We start from the raw sequence: 12,315 nt of genomic DNA, 5'->3' as shown, positions 1-12,315 counted from the left end.
GACGGCTAGGGCGGGCAAGAAGCGACTCAGGGTTTGCTCGGTGCAGCCGTAGGGGAACTCCACCAGGTAATCCAGCGGCTCCAGCAGGGTTGCTGCCGGGCTAGCGGCCAGTTCCAGGTGAAGCTGCCGGGATCCCGGCACCCAGGTGGCGGGCCAATCCAGCGATAAGTCAAGGCTGCCCTCCTGCACCCGACCCACCTGGGAGAACCGTTGCACAGCGCCGAAAGGCTGGCTGGGGATCCGCAGTTGCAACGCATCTTTCAGCCCATTCCCTTCCGCCCAAACCCGCAGAGAGGTATCTCCGGCCCCCAGAACCTGGAGAGGCCATTCCACCCGCCCCGCTCCTTGGGCCGGCACGGTGAGGCGTTGTCGTTCCGGGCCTTGCAATTTCAAGATCCCACCGGCAGGAACAGGAACTTCCAGCCGCACCTCCACCGCTTGGGCTTGACCCGTGCGGTTTTGCACAATGGCCGCCAAGGTGAGCTGATCCCCCACCCGGAAAAAGCGGGGAGCGGCCAAGCGCACCAACAGGTCTTTGCTGACTGAGACCGTGGCAAGAGCGGATCCCACCTGGGTGTCGGCAGTGGCAGCGCGGGCGGTCAAGCGCCAGGTGGTCAGGTTGTCGGGCCAACGCACCTGTACCTGAGCCAGGCCATCGGCATTGGTGACCAGATCCGGGAACCAGGCGGCGGTATCGCGAAAGTCCTCCCGCACTTGGCCGGCCAGCTTGTCAGCACCGCCGGGATATTGCTGAGGGAAAGAGGTAGTGGTGGTAACTTGGTTGTACTGGCGCCCATAGAAGAAGCGGCGAATATCCGGGGTGAAGTCGGGTCGCAATAGGTAGAGGGCATTGTCCACAATCCCTAGGCCCACCTCGGCGCTCACCGGCTGCCCTTGGGCATCGCGGGTGCGGATTTGGATTTGGGCGGTCTCGCCCGGTCGATAGGTGGGTTTATCGGTTTGCAGCTCCACCTGCAAAAAGCGATCCAAGGGGGAGACCCGCAGCAGGGCCTCGCTTCGGTACAGCCGCCGCTCTGGGCCGATGGCAGTGGCAGTGACGTAGAGATTGGGACGATAGTCGCCGCGGATGGGCAGCCGCAGCGTGGCCGTATGCCCCTGGAGACGCAGCACCTGCACCTGGTGCAGCCGGGATCCCTCAATGCCCACCAGCACCGCCACATCCGGCAGCGGCGAGACTATCAGGATCTGGGCCTCTTCCCCCACCTGGTAGATCTGCCGATCCGCCACCACTTCCAGGCTGGGCAGGGATCCCCAACTTTGTAGGGGGCTGCCCGGCTCCACCACCCAGAGATAGTCCACCTCCTGCACCCGTTCGCGCCAGCGGTGCGGAGCACTTTGACGGCGGGGATCCCATGCCGTCAACCGCACCCGGTAGTCTCCCGGCTCCAGGTCGGCGGGCAGGTGGAGGTCGAGGCTGCCTTCCCCGTTGACAATCTGAAAAGGCTGCCGCAGCAGGGTACCTTGCCGTTGGTAGGTGTTGCTCTTGGGATCCCAGCGCCAGCGCTCCAGGCTCAGCTCTCCGGTGGCGCTGACGGGGCGGCCATCGTAATCGCGGGCTTGCAGCCGGTAGGTGAGGGTATCCCCCGGAGCGGGCAGGTGGCGGTTCACTTCCGCAAACAGAGCAAATTCGCCAGCCGTGACCCAGGCCCGCGCCGATCCTGTTACCGTCCGGCGGCTGATATCGGTCACCTCCACCTCGATGCGCAGTTGCTGCACCTCTTGGGGGCCCCAGTAGCTGTCTTCTTCCCAGTTGAGATCCTGCAGCAGGCGATCCAGGCGAAACTCCGCCCGCCCTTGGGCATCCGTCACCCCTTCCCCTTCCGCCACCAACTGGCCGTAGCCGCCGTAGTAGCCCTGCTCCTCTCCCAGGTCGTCGGCGAAATAGTCTTCCTCGGCAGAACGGGGCAACAGCCCATAGCGCAGGCTCCAGTCGGGGCTGCTGTAAACTCGGTAGCGGAGCTGGGCAGCGGCCACCGGCGCGCCGAAAAGATACTCGGCCTCCACCTGCACCTTCAGGGATCCCCCCCGCACCAGCCAAGGTCGGTCGGGCACCACCGCCACCTCAAACTCCGGCTTGCGGTAGGCTTCCACCTGAAAAGAGGTGTATTCGCCGCTGGATCCCTGCGGCCCTGACACCTGCCACTCCAGGCCGTAGCTGCCCAGGGACGCTTCTTCTGGCAGTTGAAACTCCCCATGGACACTGCCAAAAGCATTGGTGGCCAGGGTTTGTTCGCTCAACACATCCCCGTTGGGGGCCGTAAGGGTCAGTTGCACTGCTTGTCCTGGGGGGGGCGGCGTGAGGCGGGTTTGCTCTCGCACCAGGGCGCGGAAATAGACGGTTTGGCCAGGGCGGTAGAGGGGACGATCGGTGTAGGCGTAGATCCGGTGGGGCTGGTTCCAGCCATAGGCGTAGCTGCGGGACAAAGCCTGCAGGGTGTTGTCGGCACTGCGGCCATAGACCACCAGGGAAGAACCCTCTCTCGCCGGCAGGCCAAAGCGGGCCAGCCCCTCTGCATCGGTGGTGGCCGTCAGGGGATCCCCCCACTCCCCGAAAACTTGGATCTGGATCCCGGCCAGGGGACGCAGCTCCCGCAGGTGCACCGCCTGCACCACCAACTGGCTGGCATCCTTCTTCTGGATGAGGCCGAGATCGCTCACCAAAAACCAATGGTCGAAACGGGGCAAGGGTGCAGCCGCATTCAGCGGCTCCCGGCCCTCCGCCTCCACCCAGTAGGCCCCCGGCGGCAGGATCCCCAGCTCCAAGGTTTGGGCTGTCCACCCCTCTCCCGCTCGTCGTGGCACCGGCTGCTGCCAACTGCGCACAAGCTCCCGCCGCAGGGTGGGATACAGAGCCGGATCCAGGGAGCCATAGCCAGCATCCGCCAAATCCCGCAAGAGAGGGGATCCCTGCAGCTCTGTCAGGGAAAAGCGATAGAGGCTGAGCTGCACCGAGCCCAGGCTGGTGGCCCGCCACTGCAGCCGCGCCGGTTCTGCGGTCGTAAACACCTGGCTGGTGCTGTAGAGATAGAGACCGGGGGGGACAAGCTGAGGGCGCAAGGTGGGGATCCGAACCGTTGCCCCCTCCCGCACCAGAACGGATCTCTGGCTGCCCACCTTTTCCAGGCCGGATCCCTGCACCGTCACCTGGTATTCCCCAACAGGCAATCGATCCAAGCGATATTCGCCATCTGCGGTCAAGCTGGCGCTGCGCGTGGCCGGGCCGGCGGCGATCACCCGGACGCTCTCCAGAGCTACCCCTGCCGGCAGCTCCACCCGTCCCGCCAGGGATCCCGTCGGCTGTTCGGAAAGCAAAACTGCCAGCCCCACCCCCAACAACAGCACCAGGGCCGCTAACCATCGCCTCAGCATGGGATCCCTCTCCTCCGTTGCTCCTACCCTGTGCCCTGGCCGCCCTGGGGGTTCAAGGGTCAGCCCAATCCACTACTTCACCAACTCGAACACGTTGAACATGGGCAGGTACATGGCCACGATAATGCAGCCCACCATACCGCCCAGGATCACGATCATCAACGGCTCCAGCAGGCTGGTGAGGGCGCGTACCGCCTCCTCCACCTCCAGCTCGTAGAAATCCGCCGTCTTCATCAGCATCGCGTCCAGCTCCCCTGTCTCTTCCCCCACGCTGATCATCTGAATGGCCATGACTGGGAAGACCTTGGCCTTGTCGAGAGCAGGGGCAATCTGCCCTCCCTCTGAGATGGATTGGCGGGCGGCGTCAATGGCGTTGGCCACCACCTGGTTGCCGGAGGTGTCGCGCACAATTTCCAAGGAAGTCAGCACCGGCACCCCGGAGCGGGTGAGAGCGCCAAAGGTGCGGCAGAAGCGAGCCACCGCCGACTTCTGGATCAGATCCCCGAAGATAGGGAGCTTGAGGGCCAGCGCGTCGATGGTCTCCTTGCCGGCAGGGGTGCGGTAAAAGCGCCGGAAAGCAAAATAGACGGCCCCTAGAAAGCCCACCAGCCCCAAGCTGTACTGGGGCGTGCGCAGGAACTTGCTGATGTTGATGAAAAACTGGGTAAAGGCGGGCAGCTCCCCACCCAAGTCGTTGTAGATGCTCTCAAACGTGGGCAAGATGAACAGCACCATGCCCAAGAAAATCAAGACAGCCAAGATCGTCACCACCACCGGGTAGGTCATGGCTGACTTGATCTGCTTCTGCAGGCGATCCATGTCCTCCAGCAGCTTGGCCAGGCGGTTGAGCACTTCGTCCAGCACGCCGCCCACCTCCCCCGCCTGCACCATGCTGCAGTAGAGGCCGTCGAAGGCGTCGGGATAAGGGCGGATGGAGTCGGAGAGGTTTTTCCCCGCCTCCACCTCCGCTCGGATAGCCCGCAGGTACTTTTTGAGTTTGGGGTTGCCGGTTTGCTCCTCCATGATGGTGAGAGAGCGCACCATCGACACGCCGGCGTTGATCAAGGCAGCAAATTGCCGGGAGAACACTGCCTTGTCGCGAATGTCGATGGATCCCAGCATTGAGAAATCGAAAGACGTATCCAAGGAAAAGAAGGGTTTCTCCTCCTGAATGTCTTCCTGTTTGGCAAAAATCCCGTCTCGGCGCAGCCGTGCACGAACTTCGGTCAAGCTGTTGGCCACCACCGTCAGGCGTACCGGCTGACCGGCCTTTAACCCCCGAACCTTGTAGCGCGGCATGGCTGTACCCCCGGCTAGATCGCTCTAAATAACGAAATGGCTTTAAATGTTTCGCAGGTGCAAAAGAAAAGTCAGCCCAAACCTTGGGCAGATCAACAATCTCTCAGCTAGAGCTTAGCCACAAATCAAGTCAGCGGCTAGAGATCGGCAATGAACCCTCACCCGGGGATCCCAGCACTGCCTGGTGGCAACGAGGTTTAGCGACGGGCGGCAACTGCTGGTGGCCGCTGTTGCTGGGCAGCCGCGGCTGGCGAGGGCCCGGTAACGTTGCCCAAAAGCCGTTGCAACTCCTCGGGGCGAGAGGTCTTAGACATGGCCGTATCGAAGTCGATCTTGCCCTGTAGGTAAAGGTTAGCCAGATCTTGCTCCAGCGTTTTCATGCCCTGCTTGCCCCCCGTCTGGATAGCCGAGTAGATCTGGGCAGTTTTGCCCTCCCGAATCAGGTTGGCAATGGCCGGCGTCACCACCATGATTTCCTGCACCAGCACCCGTCCAGGCTCTCCTGGCTTGGGATTGAGGCGGCGGGCCAGAGTTTGGGAGAAGACGGCCTTGAGGGAGTTGGAGAGCTGCACGCGAATCTGCTGCTGCTGCTCGGGCGGAAACACATCCACCAAGCGATCCACCGTCTGGGCGGCAGAACTGGTGTGTACCGTGGCAAAGCAGAGGTGGCCCGTCTCGGCGGCGGTAATGGCCAACTGGATGGTCTCCAGATCCCGCATCTCCCCGATCAGGATCACATCCGGATCCTCCCGCATCGCTGCCCGCAGGGCATTGGCAAAACTCTTGGTGTCTTCCCCCAGTTGCCGCTGGTGGATGATGCTGCGAATGGGGGTGTAGATGTACTCAATGGGATCCTCGATGGTGAGGATGTGCTCGGCCCGTTCGCGGTTGATCATGTCGATCATGGAAGCCAGCGTAGTCGATTTGCCAGATCCCGTTGGGCCGGTTACCAGCACCAAGCCCCGCGGCAGGCGAGCTGCTTCCTTACACACATCCGGCAGGCCCAGCTTGTCGATGTTGGGGATCTCAGAAGCCAGGGCCCGCATGGCGCAAGCATAGGTGCCGCGATCGCGGTAGACGTTCACGCGGAAGCGCCCGATCCCCCGCACCCCATAGGAGCAGTCCAATTCCCAGTTTTGCTCCAGCTGCTTGCGCTGGTTGTTGTTCAGCATGCTGAAGATCAACCGCTGCACCTCCTCTGCCGAGAGAGGCTCATGCTCTGTCGGCTCAAGGTGACCATTGATGCGGAAGTAGGGGGGCAAACCCGCCGAGATATGAATGTCGGAACCGCCCTTTTGGACGATTGCTTCCATGAGGTCTTCGATCATCAGTTGGGGCATAGGGTTGGGTTCTCCAAAGGCGAGTAGAACTGTCTATCAAAAGAGCCGCCGGCCAAAGCCATGTGAGAAAGGCAACTGTATAGGACTGTTATAGTCGGCACCCCAACATCGTCAAGTGCCAAGCCGACTTCCTAAAACTTCGGGGTCAGGCAATAGGGGCAGTCCATCCAGTCCACATGCAAGGCCGCGCCACAGTTGCGGCAGGTGCTGAGAGCCTTGGCACGGGCCTTCAGCTCGCTTTCCAGACCCTTGTCGGTGAGGGTCACCCGATCCACCTCCTCCAGCGTGGTGAGGCCCTGCTTCACCAGCATCAAACTGTAGGCCAGCAGGGTTTTCATGCCACTTTCCACCGCCGCTTCTTTGATCACCTCCGTGGGGGCCTCTTTGTTGATCAAGTCCGCAAGGCGGTCGTTCATGCGCATGAACTCGTACACCCCTACCCGACCTTTGTAGCCCACGCCCCCACACTTCTCGCAGATGGGCTTGCCGGTGGCCTTGCGCTGCTCCACTTCTTTGGGGGAGAGCTTGTTGGCTTTGTAGAAGGTGAGCTGCTCGCCGTCGCCACTGAGGGTAAGGCCATAGCGGGCCAGCTCCTCCGGCGTGGGGTGGTAGGGGATCCGACATTCGGTACACACCCGGCGCATCAAGCGCTGGGCCAACACCCCCAGCAACGAGCTGGAGATCATAAATGGCTCGATCCCCATCTCCGTCAGACGGGCAATGGCGCCAGGGGCATCGTTGGTGTGCAGCGTGGTCAACACCAAGTGGCCCGTGAGGGAGGCTTCGATGGCGGTTTTGGCCGTCTCGTGGTCGCGGGTTTCCCCCACCAGGATGACATCCGGGTCTTGCCGCAAGAAGGCCCGCAGGATCATGGCAAAGTCCATGCCCTTTTCTCGGATCACCTGCACCTGAGTGATCCCCGGCAGCGAGTATTCAATGGGATCCTCGGCGGTGCTGATGTTGATGCCCGGGTCGTTCACCTCCGCCAGGGCCGAGTAGAGGGTGGTGGTTTTCCCGGATCCCGTTGGCCCAGTTACCAGGATTAGGCCAAAGGGTCGCTTGACAATCTCCTTGAAGCTTTCCAAGGTCTCTGGGTCGGTGATCAGCTTGTCCAGCCCCAGTTGGGTGGCGGAGTTGTCCAGGATCCGCAGCACGATCTTTTCCCCATAGCGGGAGGGCAGGGTGCTGACCCGGAAGTCCACCTTGCGCCCCTTGAAGACCCGCCGGATCCGCCCATCCTGGGGCATGCGCCGCTCGGCAATGTTCAAATTGGACATGATTTTGAAGCGAGCGGTGAGGGCAGGGACGATCTTCTTGGGAAAGTTTTCAAAAGCCTGCCGCAACACCCCATCTTTGCGGAAGCGGATGCGCAGGTATTCTTCTTGTGGCTCGATGTGGATGTCGGACGCCCCATCCTGCAGGGCCTTGACCAGGATCTGGTTGGACAGTTTAATAATCGGGGCATCATCTGCCGATTTGACCTGCTGCTCCAGGGATCCCTCGCCGGCCTCATCGGCAGCCACATCCTCAATAGCATCCAGATCGATTTCGGCAGTGTTGACCACCACCTCTTCTTCCTGTTGGGCAGCAGCCGCGTCGTTGATCCCCTTGATGGCCAGCAGCTCCGCCTGCGCATCCATGTAGCGGTTGATCAGGGTCTCGAAATCCCGCTGGGTGAAGACCCGCCGCTGCAGCTTCAGCCCCTGGATGCGGAAGCGCCGTTGAATGTCGTCCAGTGCCTGCAGGTTGTCTGGCTTGACCATCGCCACCGTCACCTGATTGTCTCGACGGCGAATGGGCAAGAACTTGTAGCGGTTGCAGATGTCGAGGGGCAAGATCGAGTCGATCAGCCCAATCATCTCGGAGATCTCCACCGGCTCCAGGTCGACATCCAGGGAGGGGATCCCGTAGATGATTTTCAGTTCAAAGAGCTGCTGCCGTTTGTAAGCCCGCTCCAGGTCAGGGGTGATCTCTTTGCCCACGATATCCTTGACCACCAGAGCCAGGGCCTTGCTGTTGCCCTCTCGATCCGCTTTGAGGGCGTTTTGGATGTCCTGGATCTGCTTATCGTCGGCAAAGCCCAGCTCCTTTAACTTGCGGCCAAAGGGGGTAATGCTGACGTTGGCGATGGCCAGAGCTTTGCTGGCAGCGCCGGCGCGGCGCGAGGTAAAGGGAGGGGAAGGAAGATCGCTCATGCTGGCGGGTCACCCACAATGCCTCTATTTCACTGCACTTGGCTGCTAAGGGTCAACGGTAAAGATACATAAGTCTGGACTGCCCAGAGGCCGCCAACCCTGGGCTTACTATGCCCCAACTCGGCTCAAATCTCGCATTCACATCCATCTCGTCCCCTAAGCCTCGCAGACCAACGCTTGCGACCGCTGGGTCAAGTAAAGATTTTCGCCGTAATCGACAGGGCAGTCGATGAGGGTGGGCACCGGCTGCTCGAGGGCCTGCTTCAGGATGGGGATCAGCTCGGCAGCCTTTTCGACGCGGTAGCCCTTGAGGCCCATGCTCTCCGCCAGCTTGACGAAGTCTGGATTGCCGAACTTGACGAAAGCAGCCTCGTTGTATTGATTGTGTTGCTTCCACTCGATCAGCCCATAGCCGCCATCGTTGAAGATGAGAGTTACAAAGGGAGTGCCCACCCTGAGGGCAGTTTCCAGCTCTTGGCAGTTCATCATGAACCCTCCATCTCCGGTTACGGCCACGATGCGCCGGTCGGGATGCACCAATTTGGCGGCCAAGGCCCCCGGAATGGCGATGCCCATGGCGGCAAAGCCGTTGGAGATGAGACAGGTGTTGGGTTTGTCACAGTGGTAGAGGCGGGCCATCCACATTTTGTGGGCGCCGACATCGGAGATGACGATGTCTTCGGGTTCCAGGACTTGGCGCAGGTCGTAGATCAGCTTCTGGGGCTTGATCGGGTAGCTCTGATCCTGGGCATAGCAGGTGTACTCGCGGACGATGTTCTGCCGCAGGCTGAGGCCATAGGGATCCGGCTTGCCCGTGCGATCGCAGCGGCGCAGGATCTCCATCAGGGAGTCGGAAATGTCTCCCACCACCTCCACTTGCGGGATGTAGCTGCTGTCGATTTCTGCGGGCAGGGCAGCGATGTGAACGATGGGGATGGTGCCGTCGGGATTCCATTTCTTGGGGGAGTACTCGATGAGGTCGTAGCCGACGGCAATCAACAGATCGGTGCGGTCGAAACCACAACTGACCAGATCCCGCTGCTGTAGGCCAACGGCCCACAAGGACAAGGGGTGGGTGTAGGGGATCACTCCTTTGCCCATGAAGGTGTTGACCACGGGGATGTTCAAGCGGGTGGCAAATTCCGTGAGGGCGCTGCTGGCTTGGGCGCGAATGGCCCCATTGCCGGCCAAAATCAAGGGGTTGCGGGCGCGGGAGATCAGGGACGCCGCTTCGTTCAGGCTTTGATAGGAGGCGTAGGTTTTGTCCAGGCGATCTCTCCTCAAGGGAGTGCCGCTGGCTTCCATGGCGGCGATGTTTTCCGGCAAGTCGATGTGGACGGCCCCGGGCTTCTCGGTTTGGGCCAATTTGAAAGCCTTGCGCACGATCTCCGGGGTGATGCTGGGGCGCACGATCTGGGCATTCCACTTGGTGACGGGGGCAAACATGGCCACCAAATCCAGGTATTGATGGGATTCGATGTGCATGCGGTCGGTGCCGACTTGGCCGGTGATGGCCACTAGGGGTGCTCCATCCAGGTTGGCATCGGCAACTCCGGTCATCAGGTTGGTGGCGCCCGGCCCCAAGGTGGAGAGACACACCCCCGCTCTGCCCGTCAGCCGGCCATAGACATCGGCCATGAAGGCGGCCCCCTGTTCGTGGCGGGTGGTGATAAAGCGAATTGAGGAGCGGCGCAGGGCTTGCAGGACTTCCAGGTTTTCTTCGCCAGGAACGCCGAAGATGTACTGCACCCCCTCATTTTCCAGGCAGCGAACCAGCAGTTCGGCGGTATTCATGGTGGCAAGGGTATGGAGAACGGTGGATCTGGATCCCACCATAGACGGCGGACGGGGCAAGGGATAACTTGTTTTCTGGGCTTGGGGACGGGGGCAGGCTGGGCTGGGAACCAAGCTAAGCTCAAAGGGGCGGCCCAGGCCCAATTGCCCCTCCAAGCTTCCTCTTCTGGAGATGCCCATGCGGCTCTACGTCGAACCTTTCACCGTTCACAAGCGCTACGCCTTGACCATCAGCCGAGGTACCCACAGCGATACAACCTTGGCTTGGGTGCGAATTGAGGAGGAGGGAGTTGAAGGGTGGGGAGAGGCTTGCCCTTTTTCGGTGAGCGACGACTACCACCAGTCTCTGGACGACATCCTGATGGGCTTGGACGTGGCCAAAGGGATCCTGCGCCGCCATTCCCCCTGGGAGCGACAGCCAATCGAGGCAGAACTGCTGCGGGCCGGGATCCCTTCGGCAGCGCGGGCAGCGGTGGATATGGCCCTGCACGATTGGATGGGCAAACGGCTGGGGAGGCCCCTGTGGCAGTTGTGGGGGCTGGATCGCTCCCGCATTCCGCCCACGACGATGACGATCGGCATCTCCACCCCGCAGGCGGCCCGCCAGCGCGCCTTGGCCTGGATGGAACAGACCCAAGCGCGGGCCTTTAAGATCAAGCTGGGCAGCGGCTCAGGACTGATGGCGGATCAGAACATGCTGATTGCTGTACAAGAGGTGATCCCGCTGGGATCCCTAATTACGGTAGATGCCAACGGCGCTTGGACGGTGGAGCAAACCCTGAGCATGAGCAACTGGCTGGCGGGGCAAGGGGTGAGCTACCTGGAGCAGCCTTTGGAGAGGGGGCAGGAAGCGAAGCTGATCACCCTCTGGCACGAGTCGAAGCTGCCCATTTTTGTGGATGAGAGCTGTATGGACAGCCGCGATATCCCCCCTCTGGTGGATCGCGTCCACGGGATCAACATTAAGCTGATGAAATGCGGAGGCCTCAGCGAAGCCTGGCGCATGATCCACACCGCCAAAGCCCACGGCCTACAGGTGATGTTGGGCTGCTACAGCAACACAGCTCTGGGGAATACAGCGGCAGCCCACTTGGCTCCCCTGGTGGATTACCTGGACTTGGATAGCCACCTCAACCTCATCGACGATCCCTTTGCCGGGGCCATCCTGCAGGACGGCTGCCTGCTCCCCACCGACCGACCGGGTTTGGGGGTAGAGCTGCGGGAGGAATAATGGGAAGGCCGGAATCCCTGTCCAGCGAAAGTCGCGTGGCCATCCTGCTCCACGGGGGATTGCTGGGGGAGCATGGGAAAACGGGGCTGGGGCTGCTGCGCTACGGCTCTTTCCCGGTGGTGGCGGTGATCGACCGGGAGCAGGCGGGGGGATCCCTGGCCCATCTGACCGGAATTGCCAAAGACATTCCCATCGTGGCCTCGGTGGAGGAGGCGCTGGCCCACCGGCCTGAAGTTCTGGTGATTGGGATCGCCCCTTCAGGGGGGCAGTTGCCGCCAGCCTGGCGGGAGGAGTTGGGCCTGGCCCTGCGAGCTGGCCTGTCTCTGGTGAATGGGCTGCACACGCCTTTGGCCGAGGATCCCCAGTTTCGGCAGTGGTTGCAGCCGGGGGCCTGGATCTGGGATATTCGCCGCGAGCCCCCCAACCTGTCGGTGGGGAAAGCCCTGGCCCGCACCTTGCCCTGTAAACGGGTGTTGACGGTGGGCACCGACATGAGCGTGGGCAAAATGTCCACCAGCTTGGAGCTGCACCGGGCCAGCCTGAGGCGGGGCCTGCGCTCCCGCTTTTTGGCCACCGGGCAAACCGGGATTCTGATCGGCGGCGAGGGGATCCCTTTGGATGCGGTGCGGGTGGACTATGCCAGTGGGGCGGTGGAGCAACTGATCATGCGCTATGGCTCTGACCACGACATTCTGCATCTGGAAGGCCAGGGATCCCTGCTCAACCCCGCCTCTACGGCCACCTTGCCCCTGTTGCGCGGATCCCAGCCCACCCACCTTATCCTGGTACACCGCGCCGGCCAAACCTACATCAAGGGGATGGACTACGTGCCCATCCCGCCCTTGTCCAAAGTGATTGAGCTGTATGAGCAGGTGGCAGCGGCTGCCGGGGCCTTTGCCCCCGCGCCCGTGGTGGGGGTTGCCCTCAATACCTTCGGCTGGGAGGAAGAAGCAGCCCTAGAGCAGATCCGCCGGGTGGAAGCCGAGACCGGACGGCCCTGTACGGATGTGGTGCGTTTTGGGGCGGATCCCTTGTTGGAGGCAATTCTGGCGGCAGGATAACTCAG

Annotated in this window: 7 protein-coding genes; 2 read left to right on the top strand and 5 right to left on the bottom strand. The window is 61.7% G+C overall.

Annotation, left to right across the window (positions count from 1 at the left end):
* The 5 genes from NW820_RS02695 to NW820_RS02675 all read right to left on the bottom strand — a co-directional run.
* A partial coding sequence (locus NW820_RS02695; protein ID WP_414406619.1) for an alpha-2-macroglobulin family protein occupies window positions 1-3,390 on the bottom strand: 3,390 nt, incomplete at its 3' end.
* Window positions 3,391-3,462: 72 nt separating this feature from the next.
* Window positions 3,463-4,689: a type II secretion system F family protein gene (locus NW820_RS02690; RefSeq protein ID WP_011433722.1), complete on the bottom strand. Its 1,227-nt coding sequence runs from the start codon at window positions 4,687-4,689 to the stop codon at window positions 3,463-3,465.
* A 197-nt stretch (window positions 4,690-4,886) separates the two neighbouring features.
* A complete protein-coding gene (locus NW820_RS02685) occupies window positions 4,887-6,029 on the bottom strand; it encodes a type IV pilus twitching motility protein PilT (RefSeq protein ID WP_414383847.1) in 1,143 nt (380 codons plus the stop codon).
* 131 nt (window positions 6,030-6,160) lie between these two features.
* Window positions 6,161-8,224, bottom strand: coding sequence for a GspE/PulE family protein (locus NW820_RS02680; RefSeq protein WP_414406618.1), 2,064 nt, complete (start codon window positions 8,222-8,224; stop codon window positions 6,161-6,163).
* A gap of 156 nt (window positions 8,225-8,380) precedes the next feature.
* Window positions 8,381-10,018 carry an acetolactate synthase large subunit gene (locus NW820_RS02675; RefSeq protein WP_414406620.1) on the bottom strand — a complete coding sequence of 546 codons (1,638 nt, stop codon included), beginning with the start codon at window positions 10,016-10,018 and terminating at the stop codon, window positions 8,381-8,383.
* A gap of 178 nt (window positions 10,019-10,196) precedes the next feature.
* Here NW820_RS02675 and NW820_RS02670 point away from each other — a divergent pair, with 178 nt between their 5' ends.
* Together NW820_RS02670 and NW820_RS02665 are read left to right on the top strand one after the other, a co-directional pair.
* Window positions 10,197-11,249, top strand: coding sequence for a dipeptide epimerase (locus NW820_RS02670; RefSeq protein WP_414342327.1), 1,053 nt, complete (start codon window positions 10,197-10,199; stop codon window positions 11,247-11,249).
* Window positions 11,249-12,310, top strand: coding sequence for a DUF1611 domain-containing protein (locus NW820_RS02665; RefSeq protein WP_011433727.1), 1,062 nt, complete (start codon window positions 11,249-11,251; stop codon window positions 12,308-12,310). Before NW820_RS02670 ends, NW820_RS02665 begins: the two co-directional genes overlap by 1 nt.
* Window positions 12,311-12,315: the final 5 nt, after the last annotated feature.

It is taken from the genome of Synechococcus sp. R55.7 (assembly GCF_047461955.1).
Taxonomy (GTDB): domain Bacteria; phylum Cyanobacteriota; class Cyanobacteriia; order Thermostichales; family Thermostichaceae; genus Thermostichus.
The sequence above is the reverse complement of the archived record's forward strand: the minus strand, read 5'-3'. Positions and strand labels throughout refer to the sequence as shown.

Excerpts from the sequence above, each read along its gene's own strand:
- NW820_RS02690 (WP_011433722.1), bottom strand. The coding sequence starts at position 4,689 with ATGCCGCGCTACAAGGTTCGGGGGTTAAAGGCCGGTCAGCCGGTACGC.
- NW820_RS02685 (WP_414383847.1), bottom strand. The coding sequence starts at position 6,029 with ATGCCCCAACTGATGATCGAAGACCTCATGGAAGCAATCGTCCAAAAG.
- NW820_RS02670 (WP_414342327.1), top strand. The coding sequence starts at position 10,197 with ATGCGGCTCTACGTCGAACCTTTCACCGTTCACAAGCGCTACGCCTTG.
- NW820_RS02680 (WP_414406618.1), bottom strand. The coding sequence starts at position 8,224 with ATGAGCGATCTTCCTTCCCCTCCCTTTACCTCGCGCCGCGCCGGCGCT.
- NW820_RS02665 (WP_011433727.1), top strand. The coding sequence starts at position 11,249 with ATGGGAAGGCCGGAATCCCTGTCCAGCGAAAGTCGCGTGGCCATCCTG.
- NW820_RS02675 (WP_414406620.1), bottom strand. The coding sequence starts at position 10,018 with ATGAATACCGCCGAACTGCTGGTTCGCTGCCTGGAAAATGAGGGGGTG.